The sequence below is a fragment of the Chryseobacterium sp. Y16C genome (assembly GCF_022488405.1).
Classification (GTDB): Bacteria; Bacteroidota; Bacteroidia; order Flavobacteriales; family Weeksellaceae; genus Chryseobacterium; species Chryseobacterium geocarposphaerae.
The window spans coordinates 3,866,358-3,884,092 of sequence record NZ_CP092711.1 but is presented as its reverse complement, the minus strand read 5'-3'; the positions used below and the strand labels follow the sequence as shown (position 1 = coordinate 3,884,092).

12 protein-coding genes are annotated in these 17,735 nt (G+C 36.1%); all 12 read left to right on the top strand.

The window, feature by feature from the left end; all coding sequences use genetic code 11:
* The first annotated feature begins 855 nt into the window (after positions 1-855).
* Positions 856-3,870, top strand: coding sequence for a SusC/RagA family TonB-linked outer membrane protein (locus tag MKS83_RS17545; RefSeq protein WP_240580682.1), 3,015 nt, complete (start codon positions 856-858; stop codon positions 3,868-3,870).
* 11 nt (positions 3,871-3,881) lie between these two features.
* Entirely contained in the window at positions 3,882-5,705 is a 1,824-nt protein-coding gene (locus MKS83_RS17540) for a RagB/SusD family nutrient uptake outer membrane protein (protein WP_240580681.1), read from the top strand.
* 81 nt (positions 5,706-5,786) lie between these two features.
* The gene (locus MKS83_RS17535; protein WP_240580680.1) at positions 5,787-6,809 is read left to right on the top strand and encodes a pectinesterase family protein; all 1,023 of its coding nucleotides are present in this window, start codon (positions 5,787-5,789) and stop codon (positions 6,807-6,809) included.
* Between the two features lie 28 nt (positions 6,810-6,837).
* A complete protein-coding gene (locus MKS83_RS17530) occupies positions 6,838-8,250 on the top strand; it encodes a polysaccharide lyase family 1 protein (protein WP_240580679.1) in 1,413 nt (470 codons plus the stop codon).
* A 49-nt stretch (positions 8,251-8,299) separates the two neighbouring features.
* Positions 8,300-9,559: a glycoside hydrolase family 105 protein gene (locus MKS83_RS17525; protein ID WP_240580678.1), complete on the top strand. Its 1,260-nt coding sequence runs from the start codon at positions 8,300-8,302 to the stop codon at positions 9,557-9,559.
* 216 nt (positions 9,560-9,775) lie between these two features.
* Positions 9,776-11,419 carry a glycoside hydrolase 43 family protein gene (locus MKS83_RS17520; protein WP_240580677.1) on the top strand — a complete coding sequence of 548 codons (1,644 nt, stop codon included), beginning with the start codon at positions 9,776-9,778 and terminating at the stop codon, positions 11,417-11,419.
* A gap of 161 nt (positions 11,420-11,580) precedes the next feature.
* Positions 11,581-13,248: a glycoside hydrolase family 28 protein gene (locus tag MKS83_RS17515; protein ID WP_240580676.1), complete on the top strand. Its 1,668-nt coding sequence runs from the start codon at positions 11,581-11,583 to the stop codon at positions 13,246-13,248.
* A 148-nt stretch (positions 13,249-13,396) separates the two neighbouring features.
* Positions 13,397-14,305, top strand: coding sequence for an alpha/beta hydrolase (locus MKS83_RS17510; RefSeq protein WP_240580675.1), 909 nt, complete (start codon positions 13,397-13,399; stop codon positions 14,303-14,305).
* Between the two features lie 39 nt (positions 14,306-14,344).
* On the top strand, positions 14,345-15,313 hold the full coding sequence (locus MKS83_RS17505) for a pectinesterase family protein (protein ID WP_240580674.1): 969 nt from the start codon (positions 14,345-14,347) through the stop codon (positions 15,311-15,313).
* Positions 15,314-15,454: 141 nt separating this feature from the next.
* Positions 15,455-16,192: a rhamnogalacturonan acetylesterase gene (locus MKS83_RS17500; RefSeq protein WP_240580673.1), complete on the top strand. Its 738-nt coding sequence runs from the start codon at positions 15,455-15,457 to the stop codon at positions 16,190-16,192.
* A gap of 192 nt (positions 16,193-16,384) precedes the next feature.
* Positions 16,385-16,726 carry a cupin domain-containing protein gene (locus MKS83_RS17495; RefSeq protein WP_240580672.1) on the top strand — a complete coding sequence of 114 codons (342 nt, stop codon included), beginning with the start codon at positions 16,385-16,387 and terminating at the stop codon, positions 16,724-16,726.
* Between the two features lie 75 nt (positions 16,727-16,801).
* Complete coding sequence (locus tag MKS83_RS17490) at positions 16,802-17,704, top strand: alpha/beta hydrolase (RefSeq protein ID WP_240580671.1); 903 nt, start codon at positions 16,802-16,804, stop codon at positions 17,702-17,704.
* Positions 17,705-17,735: the final 31 nt, after the last annotated feature.

Below are 17,735 nucleotides of genomic sequence, written 5' to 3'. Positions count from 1 at the left end.
TTTATCAAAACCTGTTAAACATTGCGTAATCGATTGCATAAAATTACACTAAAAAATAATAGGAATACTTGTCGTTAAATATATAATTATTCTTCAATTAGTTAATAAAAAATTAATTCTAATTTATAACAATATGGTTTTCAATTAAATAAAATTATAAAAAGAAAGAAAATAAGAAATATTTTAAGAAAATTCAGTGTCTTATGTTAACCAAAATTCATACTTAACTCTTAATTATATATAAAATCATGCCAAAAAAATGAATGATAATCTAGTATATTAATTTGATAAAAAATAGTATTATTCAATATTTATATTATATATAATAAGTTTAATTTTTATAAAGTATAAAATAAGCTTAAAACAACCTTATAAAAAGATGACAAAAATCAGGAAAACTGCTAAAATTTTCTTCGTGGCTATCAATTTTGGGGAAATTTTCAAGATCAAAAAGACTAATTTTTTAAGCAAATTTTAAGTTTTTAAACTTTAAACAGAAGAATTTTTAATTTTTTTTTGAAAATAATTAAACAACAAAAACAAAAACACAATTAATTAATTATCAATAATTTAAATAAAATTAACAAACAAATGTTAGCTTCACTTTAAGATTTTAAACATCCGAATTAATGAAAAAATAATATTTTTTTCTTTGCATATTGGAAAATAATATTAGTTTAGAAGCCAAGATATTTATAATGAAAAATTACGCAATCGATTGCACATTTAAATGCGTAAAATTTTTTAAAAATATTTACTACTAAACAATACAGGAAAATACTTACAAAATCCACAAGAAAAACACAGGGATTGAAAAAAACTTTTCAACCAAAATTAAAACTATAAGGATACAAAATGGATAAAAAAGTACAATCGATAAAATGGTTATATTTAACTGTTTTTCTACTTCCTGTCCTTGCAATGGCTCAACAAAAAGAACCAAAAAAGGAAAAAGAAACCACTATTGACGAAGTGGTTTTGGTAGGCTATACAAAAGTTTCCAAAAAAGATGTAACAAATGCGGTTTCTTCTGTAAAAGCAGATGCAATCAAAGATATGCCTTCTACCAATGCTGCAGAAGCAATTCAGGGGAGAATGGCCGGAGTACAGGTCTCGCTAAGTGAAGGTTCACCCGGCGCAGATGTGGACATTGTCATCCGAGGAGGAAACTCTATTACAGGGAGCAATGCCCCACTCTATATTGTAGACGGAGTTCAAATGGATAATGCACTATCCATTTTATCACCAAAAGAAATTGAGTCTATTGAAGTTTTAAAGGATGCATCTTCTACGAACATTTACGGAGCCAGAGGAGCAAACGGAGTGGTTCTGATTACCACAAAGGGAGGCCGTAAAAAGGCAAAGACTTCTATTAACTATAACGGATTTTTAGGGGTAAGAAAAATTCAGAATACGATTGACGTATTAGATCCGTATCAGTATGTTCTATATCAGTATGAACAATACTATAAAAATGGTGTTGAAACAGATAAGACAATTTTCAATAACCGTTATGGAACTTATGATCAGCTGTCTAAATACAAAGACATAAAAAAGAGAGACTGGCAGGATGAAGTTTTCGGAAGAGAGGCATTCAACTTCACCCATAATCTTTCTATTACAGGTGGGTCTGACAATTCTTCTTTCTCATTATCATTAAATAATGTACAGGAAGACGGAATTATGATCGGTTCCGGGTTTAAGAGAAATATGGCCAATTTCAAATATGACTATGATCTTTCGAAAAAAGTAAGTCTCACATTGAATGCAAGATACAGCAGGCAAACGATTTTCGGTGCAGGAACCTCTTCTACAGGCTCACAGGGAACCAACAGATTAAGAAATGCTGTAAGATATCAACCGTTTGAAGGAGGATCTACAGTAAATGTAGACGATTTTGATCCATTATTTGCCAACGAGACCAACCTTGTAAATCCTGTTCTTTTAGCTAATAATGAAATCAAAGAAAACGGTAGAAATGATTTAATGCTCAACGGAACCGTGGATTATAAAATCAGTAAGGATTTTACATTCAGAAGTGTAATCGGATATGTACAGAGGGATGAATATGTCAACCAGTTTTCAGGTCCTATAACCAGCCTTGCAAGACAAAACAACGATCAGCCGGTCGTGTTCTTAAGCCAGACTCAAACAAGAAGAATTACCAATACCAATACTTTGAATTATAAGAAAACATTTGGTAATCACAAATTAGATGTATTGGTGGGGCAAGAGATTGTGAAAACGGACGGAGAATCATTAGCAATCAATGTTAAATGGTTCCCAAAGTCGATCTCAGCACAGGAAGCATTTGCCAACATTCAGGCTGCTGCTCCTCCTTCAGGTTTGGTACAGGATGCCCCAAAAGCAGGAAGAGTACCAGACCGGTTAGCCTCATTCTTTACCAGAGCCAATTATATTTATAAGAATAAATATATTTTAACCGCTTCTATGAGAGCCGATGGCTCAAGTGTGTTTGGACCGGGCAACAGATGGGGGTATTTCCCTGCAGCTTCTGCCGCATGGAAAATTGGCGAAGAAAAATTCTTAAAAGACAGCCAGACCATTACTGATTTGAAGCTACGTTTAGGATATGGTTTATCCGGAAACAACAGAATTGGCTCGTTTTTATACGACACTTTTTTTATCACCTCATCTGACTATGGATATGCATTTGGGACAAATGTAACCCCTGGTGCCACTACGGGTAATATTATGGCCAATAAAAATGTAAAATGGGAAACGGCTACTTCAAAAAATCTTGGGCTAGACTTTGGACTATTTAAAGGAAAGGTATATGGTACCCTAGATCTTTATCAAACAGATACAAAGGACCTGCTTCTTTTAGCAAAAATTCCTCAGACTTCAGGATATGAATATCAGTATCAAAATTCAGGAAGTACTACCAATAAAGGAATAGAATTTTCTGTGGGAAGTGCCATCATCAATAATAAAAATTTCACGTGGAAAATTGATGCGAATATCTCATCAAACAAAAACACAATTAAAAGTTTAGGAAATAGTGCCTCTGCAAGCGCCAACTACTATTACTATCCTTCAGGTTGGCAAAATAATTTAAATGACTTCCTGGTACAGGTTGGGAAACCTGTAGGAACTTACTGGGGATATGTGACAGCCGGGAGATATGAAATAAGTGATTTTAACTATGATCCGGCTACCCTTACCTATACCCTGAAATCAGGGATTGCAAGTTCAGCTGCGGTGGCGAATGGGGCAAAAGCAGTACAGCCGGGAGATCTGAAGCTTCAGGACCTGAATGGTGACGGCGTTATCGACACTAAAGATATGACCGATCTGGGAAATGCTCAGCCAAAATTTTATGGAGGTTTCAATCAGACGTTCCGGTATAAAAACTGGGATATGAGTTTATTGTTTAATTTTTCTGTAGGCAACAAAGTATATAATGCCAACAAAATTGAATATTCAACGCAATATTTATATAGAGATAATAATATGTTAGCAGAGGTAGCTAACCGATGGAGATGGTTTGATGATGCAGGAAATAAAGTAAACGATCCTACAGCATTAGCCGCTTTAAATGCTAATACCACAGGATGGACACCTCCGGCAGGAGCTTATTTCCTTCATTCATATGCTATCGAAGATGGATCCTTTTTAAGATTAAACAATGTAACCATAGGATATTCTCTTAGTAAAGAATTTACTAAACAGTTAGGTCTTACTAACTTCAGATTGTATTTCACCATGAATAATGTACTTACCATTACTGGATATTCCGGATATGATCCTGAAGCCAATACAAGACGAAATCCTTTAACACCTGGTGTAGATTATGCAGCTTATCCGCGCAGCAGATTTATTTTATCAGGAGTTGATATAACTTTTTAAACCCTAATATTATGAAGAAAAATAAATTTTTAACAATTCTATTGGCTGTTGCGGGAGTACTATCTTTAAGCTCCTGTAATGACTATCTGGAAGTAGAAAGCTTATCCAATACTGCTGAAAAACAACAATTCGATTCTGCAGCAGATACTTTTTCCGCTCTGGTTGGAGTATATAACAGTACGATGGGTGACAATACCTACGGACAGAGAATGAATCTTATTCTTTCTCAATCAGGAGATGATTTAAGAACTTCTGGCGATTATAATGCCAATGACAGAAGAGGAGTCAGCTGTTTTGGAGCTATTCCTACCAATACAGAGCTTTTAAGACCTTTCTTAGACACTTATGCGGGGATTGAAAGAGCAAATCTTGTTATTAAAAACATCCCAATCTCTCCAGTGTATCAGACAGGTTCAGCCGAAGATAAAAAATTAATGGACAGATATTTGGGAGAAGCTTTAACCCTAAGGGCTCTTTTCTATTATGACCTTATAAAAAACTGGGGTGATGTCCCATTTCAGGATGTTCCCTCAGCAGATCTTCCGAGTGTATATTTAGCGAAAACAGACAGAGATGTAATCTATGAAAAGCTTCTGGATGATTTATTAAAAGCAGAGAACCTTGTTCCTTGGAGATCAGAAGGGAATACAACCGCACAAAGAATTTCAAAAGGCGCTGTGAAAGGGTTAAGAGCAAGAATCGCCTTAGCGAGAGCCGGATATTCATTGAGAAGAGCTCCACAACAAATGTTACAGGGATCCAATCCTCAAAAATATTATCAGATTGCTTATGATGAATGTAAGGACATTATCAATTCCGGACAGCATCAGCTTAATCCTAGTTATGAGGGAATGTTCAGATCATTACACACCAACACTCAGGATGCTACCAATGAGGTGATCTATGCCATCGGAGCATTTGGAGGAAATTCAAAAACAGACAGCAAAATCGGGTATTACAACGGTTTGAGACATGATGATACAGACTGGAAATCTTCAGGGGGAATTAATGCAATCCCGGTGTACTTCTATGAGTTTACAAAATATGATCTGAGAAGAGATGTTAATATTGCGATATTCAGAGTAAATACTTCAAAACAAGAAGAGCTTCAGACCTCTATTAACTGGAATGACGGAAAATTCAGAAAATCCTGGACTTCGATTACCGGGACTTCTCAGAATCTTGGAATTGACTGGCCGATGTTGAGATATGCAGATATTCTTTTAATGTTTGCAGAAGCAGATAACGAACTTCATAGTGCACCATCTCAAGAAGCTATAAATGCTGTATTAGCTGTAAGACAAAGAGCTTATGCGGGAAATTTAGGGCAAGTTGGAAATATTCCAACAGACAAAACAGGTTTTTTTAATTATATCGTAAAAGAAAGACAACTGGAATTCGGTGGAGAAGGACTTAGAAAATATGACTTAATTCGTTGGAACTTATTGGAAACAAAAATTAACGAAACAAGAACTAAGCTTACTCAATTCATGAACGGAACAGGTATTTATGCCAATGTTCCTGAATATATTTTCTATAAAAAAGTAGCTTACGATAAAACGAAAACAGCACAACAAAACGTTACAGACATCGACTTCTATACTGCGACAGGAGTTGCAAAATCAGACGTTTTCTACAGTCCGAACCAAAGTGTGGCAACACCTTCCGGCTATACAAAAGTAAACTGGAGACTTGCCATGACTCAACCATACATCAGTGGTGATCCTATCAAGAGCTATGCGTATTATTTCCAGGCAAACAAGAAAGAATTGCTTCCAATAGCTTTGGATGTCATCAACTCTAACTACAACCTCACCCAGGATTATGGTTACTAGATAAAAATTTCACATTCATATCAAAGAAATACAGGCTTCATCCCACAAAGAGAAGTCTGTATTTTAACTAAAAATTTTTCAATGAACGCTTCCTCTTTTCTTAGAAATTTAACTGCATTTTCAATCTTTTTGATTCTCCTGCTAAGTTTTCTTTCTTTTAAAACTGACGATAAAACGATCGTAGTTTCAAAAGACGGAAAAGGCAACTTTACCACCGTACAGCAAGCCATCGATGCCGTTGAAAATGGTTCTTCCACAAGAACAAAAATTGTAATTAAAGCAGGAATTTACAAAGAAAAAATTACCATTCCCGAAACTAAAGGAGCTATTGTACTGGAAGGAGAAAATCCTCAAAACACGATCATCACTTACGATGATTTTGCTTCAAAAAAGAATTCGGAAGGAAAAGAGATCGGAACTACAGGTTCTTCTACGGTTTTTATTTACTCCAATAATTTTACAGCCAAAAATGTTTCATTTGAAAACAGTTCAGGAAGAGTGGGACAAGCCGTTGCAGTTTTAACTTCCGGTGACAGAATCAGTTTTGAAAACTGCCGGTTCTTAGGAAACCAAGACACTTTATATTTAAAAGGAGTTCAGGATTCACCGGATAAAACAAAACCGTCAAGAAATTATTTTAAAAACTGCTATATTGAAGGAACAACCGATTATATTTTCGGAGCAGGAACCGGTGTTTTTGAAAACTGTACAATTTATTCTAAAGAAACGGCGAGCTACGTAACAGCTGCTTCTACTCCACAGGAAAACGAATTCGGATTCGTTTTTATTAATTCAAAAATTATTGGAAACGCTAAAGAAAACTCAGTTTATTTAGGGAGACCCTGGAGACCTTTTGCTAAAACGGTTTATATCAATTGCGAGATCAATTCAACCATAAAACCTGAAGGATGGCATAATTGGAATAAACCTGATGCTGAAAAGATCACTTTTTATGCGGAATTCAATTCCAAAGGAAGCGGATCAGACATTTCAAAAAGAGTGCCTTGGTCACATCAGATAACCAAAAAAGAAAGTAAAAAATACACCACACAGAATATTTTGAAAGGAAAAGACAACTGGAACCCGTCAAAAAGCTTAGAATAAATTAAAGAACACCAAAGAATTTTCAGTCATGAAAAAACACTTCACAAAGCTCTTCACGATAGGAATTGTATGTGGTATTTCCACATTCATTAACGCTCAGAATGGGTTAAGCTTTCCCGGTGCAGAAGGTTTTGGAAGATATACAACCGGAGGTCGTGGCGGGAAGGTGTATGCTGTGACCAAACTTTCAGATGACGGTTCAGAAGGAACTTTAAGATATGCCTTAGAACAGAAAGGTCCGAGATATATTGTATTTAAAACAGGAGGAACCATTTATCTGGAATCTCCTTTAAAAATAAAAGAAGGCAACGTTACGATTGCCGGACAAACAGCTCCAGGAGACGGAATTACGGTTGCCAACTACGAAACCTTTGTAGGTGCGGATAATGTAATCATTCGCTATGTGCGTTTCAGAATGGGGGACCAAAAAAATTTTGAAGGCGATGCATTAGGAGCAAGGTTCATCAAGAATCTAATGATAGATCATTGTTCGATGAGTTGGTCTACGGACGAAACGGTTTCTATTTACAATAATGAAAATACAACGCTTCAGTGGTGTGTGATTGCAGAAAGTCTGAGAAACTCTGTACATCAAAAAGGTGCTCACGGATATGGTGGAATTGCAGGTGGAAAATTTGCTTCCTTTCATCATAATATCTACGCTCATCATGACAGCCGCAATCCCAGATTGGGAGAATATGCAGGAAGCAAATTTGCATTGACAGACCTTACCGATTTTAGAAATAACGTCATTTACAACTGGGGACATAATAACATTTACGGCGGCGAAGGAATGAATGTAAACATCGTTAATAATTATTACAAGCTAGGCCCCGCAACAATGACCAAACAACGAATTGCTGCCATTGACAAAAATGAAAACCCGGAAGCTGAAGTTTATAACATCTGGGGCAAATATTACATCAATGGAAATGTAATTGAAGGAAATCCTGAAATTTCAAAAGACAACTGGACGAAAGGTGTTTTTGCACAGATGAAGTCTTCTTATAATTTAACAGAAAAAGATAAAAATTCCATCAAAATTAATCAGCCTCACGATATTCAGAATAATATAAAAACAGATACTCCGAAAGAAGCTTATACTAAAGTTTTGCAGATCGGGGGTGCAAGCTTGTTGAGAGATGCAGTTGATTTACATATATTAAAAGACATAGAAAACGGAAGCTTCACTTACAACGGATCAAAAGGAAGTTCGAATGGAATTATCGATTCCCAAAAAGATGTTGGAGGATTTCCGGATTTGAAACCAGGTACCTCCCCACCCGATTCAGACAGCGACGGAATGCCCGATGAATGGGAAATTAAAAATAACCTGAATCCGAAAGCTGCCAATGCCAACGGAAGAGATTTAGATAAAAATTACGATAATATTGAAGTTTATTTTAATGATTTAGTCAAAAAAATAACGGAGAAGCAATAAATAACAGAACTGAAAATTTAGATAAGAAATCAACTTTAAAGTTTAAATCATGAATTTTATTAATCACAACATAAAATTATTAGTATTTGCAGCATTAAGCTCAGGAATGTTCTTGGCTTGTGCACAGACAAAAACAGCAACTTCTTCAAAACCTTCAACAGAAACTTCAAAGTCAGGAAAAATAGTTCCAACAAATCTTAAATGGTCTGAAAGAATGATGCTTTCCGAAATGCACCGTTTCCCGGAAGCCTGGATGCTGGATTTCAGTAAAAGTCCGAAATGGACCTATCCTTCAGCAATTGTTTTGGATGGGGCTGAAAAACTATATGCAAAAACCGGCAAAAAAGAATATTACAATTACATCAGTAATTTCGGGAAAGACCTGATCAAAGAAGACGGGACAATTCTTACTTATGATATTTCTAAGTATAATATCGATATGCTCAACAGTGGAAATGTTCTGCTTTATCTTTACGAAAAAGAAAAAAAAGATAAATACCTAAAGGCTCTTCAAACCCTTCGCTTACAAATTGACGGGCAGCCAAGAACCAACGAAGGTTCTTTCTGGCACAAAAAAATATATCCTTATCAGGTTTGGCTGGATGGCTTATACATGGGAATGCCTTTCTACACACACTACACTCATGATTTTGTAAAAGGAGCCGATGCGACAAAAGCCTATGATGATATTGTTTTCCAGTTCGATTCTGTTCAAAAGAATCTTTTAGACAAAAAAACAGGACTTCTTTATCATGGTTGGGACGAAAGTAAAAAAGAAGCTTGGGCCAATAAGGAAACCGGACTTTCGCAAAATTTCTGGGGAAGAGGTATGGGTTGGTATGGAATGGCAATGGTAGATGTGCTAGATTATTTACCAAAAAACCACCCGGGAAGAGCAAGATTGATTTCTTATATAAAATCTTATGCTGATGCGGTCATTAAAGTTCAGGACAAAAAATCCGGTCTATGGTATCAGGTTTTGGATAAGCCTTTGACAAACGGAAATTACGAAGAAGCAACAGCATCGGCAATGTTTGTTTATACGATCATCAAATCGGTCAACGAAGGTTACCTTCCAAAATCATATAAAGCCTCGGCAAAAAAAGGCTACGACGGAATTATCAAAAACTTAATTACTGTTGATGAAAACGGTGTGGTTAACCTAAACAAATGTTGTGCAGTTGCAGGTTTAGGTGGAAAACCTTACAGAGACGGTTCTTATGAATATTATGTAAACGAAGAAATCCGTTCCAACGACGGAAAAGGAACAGGACCATTCATCTTGGCGAGTATAGAGTTTGAAAAATAAATTATCATAAGACTGTCATTCTGAACGACGCGTAGCATAGTGAAGAATCTCTTTCCATGAATCAGATTTCTCCTAACGTCGAAATGACAAAACAGTAAAATCATTAAACCTTTGCTAAGTGAAACGCCTTTGCGGACTTAAAAATATACATCAAGTTTAAAAAGAAAAACTTTGCGCTCTTTGCATTAAAATTAAACCAGATCTAAAATCTGATTTATGAAAACAAAAAACATTTTAAATATATTTTCAGTAGCCATTTTTTCTATCGCCTCAAATTATCTGAACGCACAGGAAAAAAATTACGTTTCCGAAGTTTGGACTGCCGATCAGGGAAAGAATTATAAAAACCCTATTCTTTATGCTGACTATTCAGATCCGGATGCCATTCGTGTGGGTGAAGATTATTATATGACCGCTTCAAGTTTCAATGAAACTCCGGGATTACCTATTCTTCACTCCAAAGATATGGTGAACTGGAAATTGGTAAATTATGCCATTCAGGATGTTTTGCCTAAAGAACATTTCTCCGTTCCACGACGTGGAGATGCAGTTTGGGCACCAAGTATGCGTTTTCATAAAGGAGAATTCTACATTTATTGGGGCGATCCCGATTACGGAATTTACATGGCAAAAGCCAAAGATCCACTCGGAAAATGGGAAGAACCTGTTTTGGTGATGGAAGGAAAAGGCTTAATTGATTCTTGTCCGTTTTGGGATGAAGACGGAAACGCATATCTCGTTCACGGTTGGGCAGGAAGCCGCGCTGGAGTGAAAAGTATTTTAACTTTAAATAAAATGAATCCTGAAGGAACAAAAGTGTTGGATAAAGGCGTTCATGTTTTCGACGGTCACGATGCACATCCAACCGTTGAAGGTCCGAAAATGTATAAAAGAAACGGTTATTACTACATTTTTGCTCCGGCAGGTGGTGTTGCTACAGGTTGGCAATTGGTATTAAGATCAAAAAATATTTACGGTCCTTACGAAGAAAAAATTGTGTTGGAACAAGGCTCAACAAAAATTAACGGCCCTCATCAGGGAGCTTGGGTAGATACGCCTTCAGGTGAAGATTGGTTTTACCATTTTCAGGATGTGGATACAGGCGGAAGAATCGTGCATTTACAGCCGATGAAATGGGAAAAAGACTGGCCTGTCATGGGAATCGACAATAATAAAAACGGAATCGGAGAACCTGTTTTAACTTATAAAAAGCCAAATGTAGGAAAAACGTATCCCGTCGTTACTCCAGCAGAAACTGATGAATTTGACGGTGAAAAACTGGGTTTGCAATGGCAATGGAGCGCCAACGAAAATATCGTGTGGTCATCCAAGCTTCCCGGACAGAAATTTTTAAGATTATTCTCCATGAAAGTTTCTGAAGATGAGAAAAATCTTTGGAATGTCCCGAATTTATTAACCCAAAAATTCCCCGCTCCGAATTTTGCAGCTTCAACCAAAGTTAAATTAACTACGGAAGATGCCAAAGAAGGAAAAACCGCAGGACTTTTGATAATGGGATTAGATCATCAATCCATTGTAATCACCAATAAACCAGACGGATTCTATCTTCAATTAAGAAGAGCCGAAAAAGCAGATAAAGGAGGTGAGGAAAAAGTTTTATTCGAAACCAAATTAAAAGGAAACGAAGCCTATTTAAAAGTCAATATAAACGAACCCAATGGTTTATGCCAGTTCAGCTACAGCGAAAACGGAAAGAGCTTCACAAAAGTAGGTGACGTTTTTCAGGCAAAACCAGGAAAATGGATTGGTGCTAAAGTCGGTTTATATAGTATAAGCACAGCAAAAGCACCTCGCGGCGGATATGCCGATTTTGATTGGTTTAGAATAACTAAAAATTAATTATTTCCCACCGATTTCACAGATTTTCACAGATGATTGCGCATAGTTTTTAAAACTTTAAAATAAAAATCTTACATAAACATCTTTGAAAATCTGTGCAATCGGTGGGAGAAAAAAATAAACATTAGATTTTGAAAAAAATAAAACTCAAAAAAAATAAAATGAAGAAGTCTCTTAAAGTGATCGGTTTAGCAGCAGCAATGATGTTTTCAGGCCAAATCTATGCTCAGAACCTTGATATTTATAAAAACATTGAGTTTAAAATGCCTCAGGTTACAGAAGCTTCATTTGCGGCGAACACAGTTTCCATCACACAATACGGTGGTGTTGCAGGCGGAAATGTAAAAAATACAGAAGCTTTCAAAAAAGCAATTAAAGACCTTAGCAAAAAAGGTGGTGGAAAACTGGTTATTCCTCGCGGAATGTGGTTAACTGGACCTATCGAGCTAAAAAGCAATATCAATCTTCATGTAGAAGAAGGAGCATTTATCGTTTTCAGTAAAGATAAAAATGATTATCCTTTGGTGGATGTAAGTTTTGAAGGATTAAATACAATCCGTTGCCAGTCTCCAATCTCTGCAAAAAATGCAACCAATATTGCCATCACAGGAAAAGGGGTAATAGACGGAAGCGGTGATGCATGGAGAGCCATCAAAAAAAGTAAAGTTTCAGAATCTGAATGGAAAAACATCGTAAAATCAGGCGGAATTTTGTCTTCCGATGGTAAAAACTGGTACCCTTCAGAGAGCTATAAAAAAGGTTTTGAAAGCAGTTCGAATTTTAATGTTCCTGATAAAATTTCTAAGGATGAATTAACGACTGTTAAAGATTTTCTTCGTCCGGTTATGGTAAGTTTGGTGGGTTGTGACAAAGTATTGTTAGACGGTCCGACTTTCCAGAATTCTCCGGCCTGGAACCTTCACCCATTGATGTGTTCAAACGTGATTTTAAGAAATCTTACCGTTAGAAATCCATGGTTTTCTCAAAACGGTGACGGTGTAGATTTAGAATCTTGTAAAAATGTTTTGATTTACGACAATACTTTCGACGTTGGTGACGATGCAATCTGTATCAAATCAGGAAAAGATCAGGACGGAAGAAAAAGAGGAATGCCGACTGAAAATGTAATCATTAAAAACAATGTTGTATACCATGGTCACGGAGGTTTTGTGATCGGCAGCGAAATGTCCGGAGGAGCTAGAAACATTCACGTTTCCGATTGTACTTTCATCGGAACAGATATCGGACTTCGTTTCAAAACCACCCGTGGAAGAGGAGGAATCGTTGAAAATATTTACATTAAAAATATTGATATGATTAATATTCCGACTCAGGTAATCGGATTTAACATGTTCTACGAAGGAGCATCTCCAGTACTGGAAGACGGACAAAAGCAGGAGGGAAACAAAGCTCCGGAAAAGATTTATCCGGTGACGGAAGAAACTCCGGTTTTCAGAAACATTTACTTTAAAAACATCAATGCGGTAAATTCTGATGAAGCGATTACATTGTTCGGCTTAGCAGAAATGAATCTTAAAAATATTGTGATTGAAGATTCCCAATTTGACACTAGAAAAGCTTTAACGATCGTAGATGCAGACGGAATTCAGTTGAAAAATGTAAAACTGAAATATACTGAAGGAGCCGGAGCAACCATTTACAACAGTAAAAACATTAATCTTTCAACAATAAAGTTTGAATCAGCCAACAAACCTGTTGTAAAAGTATTAGGAAATAAAACGGGAGCAATATTGTTACCGAAAGAAGTAACATCCGATAAAAATTCAATTTCTATCGGGACGGATGTAGCGAAAAATGCAGTTAAATAGTGTATCAATTATTTAAACCATTAAGGTAAAATTAAGTTGTTAAGAACGTTTGAGCTGCTTTACTTTAAGATAAAATCAGAGTGATTTTCTTAATGAAACTTAACTTCTTCAATACTCTTAATGTTTCAAAATTTTAAAATTGGCCAACATGATTTTTAACCGAAAACATACTTATATTTCTATTTTTTTTGTGGGGACAATGGCATTCGGGCAGGTAAAACGTCCGAATGCTACTCCTTACACAAATGAAAGCACTTTTGAAAAATTCAAAAAAAAATACCCTTTCATCACACCTATCGATCGGCCTGTTCCACAAAATATCGGAATTGATAAGGACGTAGAATACACCAACATCAATGGACTTTCTCTAAAAGCAGATGTTTATTACCCTTTAGATCGATTCAAAAAATATCCTGGAATTGCTATGGTTCACGGTGGTGGCTGGATTTCAGGAAGTAAGGAAAATGAAAAGTTCATGGCGATGGAGCTTGCTTCAAAAGGCTATGTGGTGATTGCGATCGGTTACCGTTTGGCCGATATTACGAAATATCCTGCAGGAGTTGAAGATATTGAAACAGGCATTCAATGGCTGAAGAAAAGCCATAAAAAGTATTCCTTAAACAAAAAGAAAATGGCAGTTTTAGGAGAATCTGCAGGAGCACAGATTGCCACTTTGGTAGGTGTCAAAAAAAAGAATAAAATTCAGGCAATTGTAAATGTAGATGGAATTGTTTCATTTATTCATCCCGAAGCTGAAGAAAGTACTTACGCTGCTTATTGGCTTGATGGCGACAGAGATATCAATTTAAAAAACTGGACAGAAGCTTCACCGTTGAAATATGTGGATAAAAATACCCCTCCTACTCTATTCATCAACTCTTCTCAGCCTCGTTTCCATGCGGGACGAGACGACATGATGAAAAAACTAAAGAGCTATAATATTCCGACTGAGTTTCACGAAATCCAAGATACACCGCACTCATTCTGGTCAGCTGAACCTTGGTTTACAGAAACGCTGAATGTAACGGTTGACTTTTTAAATAAAGTTTTGAAATAAATTTTAGTTTGAGGTTAAGGCTAATTTAAAGAAATTTTTATGAAAAAATTATTTTTATTTCTTCTCATTTCAATGGCCAGTTTTCTCTTTGCAGAAAATGAGCCGTACATAAAAATTACCGTTGCCAAAGACGGAAGCGGAGATTTTACATCTATTCAGAAAGCCATTAATTCTATCAGAGATTTGGGTCCGGCAGAAGCGTTGGTTTTCATTAAATCCGGAAAGTACAATGAAAAAGTGTTTATTCCATCTTCAAAACATAAAATCACGTTAGACGGCGAAAATAAAGACAATACCATCATTACCAACAATGATTTTTCAGGGAAACCAGATCCGTTTAATGAAAAAATGACAACCTTCAATTCCTACACTTTACTGGTGATGGGTGATGATATTAAAATCAGCAATCTTACCATCCAAAACTCTTCCTGCAATGAAGGACAAGCGGTCTCCCTCCATGTGGAAGGTGACCGATTTATAATTAAAAACTCCAATATTCTGGGGTGTCAGGATACAATCTACTCTGCCACGAATCACAGCAGACAATATTTTGAAAACTGTTATATCGAAGGAACAACAGATTTTATTTTCGCACAGGCCACCGTTGTTTTTAAAAACTGTACCATCAAAAGCTTAGCCGATTCTTACATCACTGCAGCTGCAACAGAAGCAGACCGACACTATGGTTTTGTATTTTTTGACTGTAAATTGATTGCCAAAGAGGGCATCACCAAAGTCTATTTAGGAAGACCGTGGCGACCTTACGCGAAAACAGTTTTCATCGACACCGAAATGGGAAAACATATTCTTCCCGAAGGCTGGAATCCTTGGAAAGGCGACAAAATGTTTCCAGATAAACAAAAAACAGCATATTACGCAGAATTTGGAAGTAAGGGAGAAGGCGGAAATGTTTCAAAACGTGTAAGCTGGTCGCATCAACTGACTAAAAAAAATTTGAAAAATTATACATTAGAAAAGATTTTTAATGATTGGGATCCTAATAAATAATGAAATGAATTATTGAGATGCTTCGACAGGCTCAGCATGACAATTCTAATACTAACTGTTTTAATTTAACAAGAAATTTGTCGCAATGTCATGATGAGCCTGTCGAAGCATTCCTAAGTTAAATAAAAACTAAAATTTAAAATGAAAAAAATACTTTTACTATTCAGCTTAGCCTTTTCAACTTTAATTTTAGCTCAAAAAAAGCCTACTCTGTTCCTCATCGGCGATTCCACAATGGCCAACAAAGAAAACCCTGACAAAAACCCTGAACACGGATGGGGACAGGTCTTACCACAGTTTTTTACCACAGGAATCGAAATCCAAAATCATGCGATGAATGGCAGAAGCTCGAAAAGCTTCAGAACGGAAGGAAGATGGGATAAAGTTGAAAAACAATTGAAAAAAGGAGATTTTGTGGTTATTCAATTTGGACATAATGATCAAAAATTAAAAGATTCAACAAAATTCACCAATCCTTACACGCAATACAGAGCCAATCTGGAAAGATATGTGAACGAAGCCAGAGCAAAAGGAGCAACGCCCATTCTAATGACTTCTATCGTAAGAAGAAACTTCAACGAAAACGGAGTGTTAATCGATACACACAAAGAATATCCTTTGGTAGTAAGAATGGTAGCCAATGATTTGAAAGTTCCGTTTGTAGATATGCAGTTATTAACCGAACAGCTGGAAGTTTCTTACGGTCCTGAAAACTCCAAAAAACTGCATCTACATTACAAAGAAGGGGAAGATCCTTATTATCCGAAAGGAAAAGATGATGATACCCATTTATCAACATTGGGAGCAGAATCAGTTGCTAAATTGGCCGTAAAAAATCTGAAGACTTTAAAAATCGGACTGGAGAAATATATTAAATAATTAAACTCTCGCAGATTTTTTAGATGATGCAGATTTAAATAAACAGTTGGTTTGTCATTCAGAGCGAAACGAAGTGAAGTGTGGAATCTAAGCAAATTAATTCAATAGTGAATTCAGAGTTTAGATTCCTACTGAATGACAAAGCATATGTAGTAATTTACTATAATTTTAAAATTCAAAAAACATACAAAAATGAATTTCAAAAAAGAACCTTTCTTTGACGGTAATTCCGAATGGGAAGATTTAGGAGGCGGAGTTTCCAGACAATTTGTCGGATACAATTCCCAGGTGATGATGGTGATTGTAAAATTTGAAAAGGATGCCATTGGTACTTTACATCAGCATTTCCATTCTCAGATTACGTATGTGGCTTCAGGAAAATTTGAAGTGATGGTGGATGATGAAACAAAAATCTTACAACAGGGTGACGGATTTTTTGCCCAACCTAATATTTTTCATGGAGTAAAATGTCTGGAAGCCGGGCAATTGATTGATGCCTTTACCCCTTTCAGAGAGGATTTTCTTAAAGATTAATATCTAAAAATTCAAACCTTATAGGTTTTTGAAACCTATAAGGTTTATGCATATACTTCACCAAATTAATTGGATATGAAAAAAATTACTTTCCTACTCTTACTTTCTTTTTTTGTTCAGTTATCCGCACAGGAAAAAATAATGGTTTGGCCGAAAGGTCAGATGCCCAATTCTAAAGGAATGCCTTTAAAAACAGAAGAAAAAGACGGAAGAATTATACAGATAAAAGAAACCGAGATGTTTGCTTTTCTGCCGCCAAAAGAAGAAAGAAAACAGATGGCGGTTATTGTCATTCCCGGAGGCGGATATTACAAACTGACTTATGATTTAGGAGGTTACCAGATTGCAAAATGGTTTAATACCCAGGGAATTTCAGCATTTGTTTTAAATTACAGGTTGCCGACTTCTCCCGATTTGAAGCAAAGAGAAATAGCACCATTACAAGATGTACAGGCCACCATAAAATACCTTAGAAAAAACGCAGAGCAATACGGTATTTCAGCAGAACAGATTGGTGTAATCGGAACTTCTGCAGGCGGTCATTTGGCGGCATCAGTAAGTAATATTTCTACAGATTATACTGAATTAAAAGGCGACTGGACATCCGTTTCTACTATTCCGAACTTTGCAATTCTAGTCTCTCCGGTTATTGATTTTGGAGAATTTGCGCACGTTGGAAGCCGAAACAGTCTGCTTGGTGAAAATGCATCCCCGGAAAAAATCAAAGAATATTCTATGCAGAATCGGGTAACGGATAAAACACCGCCTACAATTTTATTTCATGCCCAAAACGACAAAACCGTTCCTGTGATGAACAGTATTCTGTACTATCAGGAAATGCTTAAAAACAAGGTAAAAGGTGCAATGTTCATTTTTCCTGAAGGTGAACATAAGATCGGAATTACCAATAAATCTGAACTGACGGATAATTGGAAAAAACTATGCTCAGACTGGCTTAAAACCATAGGTAATAAATAATAAAAAGCTAGTATAGGGACACTTCGACAGG

Coding starts and splice junctions, on each gene's coding strand:
- MKS83_RS17545 (WP_240580682.1), top strand. CDS start 856: ATGGATAAAAAAGTACAATCGATAAAATGGTTATATTTAACTGTTTTT.
- MKS83_RS17490 (WP_240580671.1), top strand. CDS start 16,802: ATGAAAAAAATTACTTTCCTACTCTTACTTTCTTTTTTTGTTCAGTTA.
- MKS83_RS17525 (WP_240580678.1), top strand. CDS start 8,300: ATGAATTTTATTAATCACAACATAAAATTATTAGTATTTGCAGCATTA.
- MKS83_RS17495 (WP_240580672.1), top strand. CDS start 16,385: ATGAATTTCAAAAAAGAACCTTTCTTTGACGGTAATTCCGAATGGGAA.
- MKS83_RS17515 (WP_240580676.1), top strand. CDS start 11,581: ATGAAGAAGTCTCTTAAAGTGATCGGTTTAGCAGCAGCAATGATGTTT.
- MKS83_RS17530 (WP_240580679.1), top strand. CDS start 6,838: ATGAAAAAACACTTCACAAAGCTCTTCACGATAGGAATTGTATGTGGT.
- MKS83_RS17505 (WP_240580674.1), top strand. CDS start 14,345: ATGAAAAAATTATTTTTATTTCTTCTCATTTCAATGGCCAGTTTTCTC.
- MKS83_RS17500 (WP_240580673.1), top strand. CDS start 15,455: ATGAAAAAAATACTTTTACTATTCAGCTTAGCCTTTTCAACTTTAATT.
- MKS83_RS17510 (WP_240580675.1), top strand. CDS start 13,397: ATGATTTTTAACCGAAAACATACTTATATTTCTATTTTTTTTGTGGGG.
- MKS83_RS17540 (WP_240580681.1), top strand. CDS start 3,882: ATGAAGAAAAATAAATTTTTAACAATTCTATTGGCTGTTGCGGGAGTA.
- MKS83_RS17520 (WP_240580677.1), top strand. CDS start 9,776: ATGAAAACAAAAAACATTTTAAATATATTTTCAGTAGCCATTTTTTCT.
- MKS83_RS17535 (WP_240580680.1), top strand. CDS start 5,787: ATGAACGCTTCCTCTTTTCTTAGAAATTTAACTGCATTTTCAATCTTT.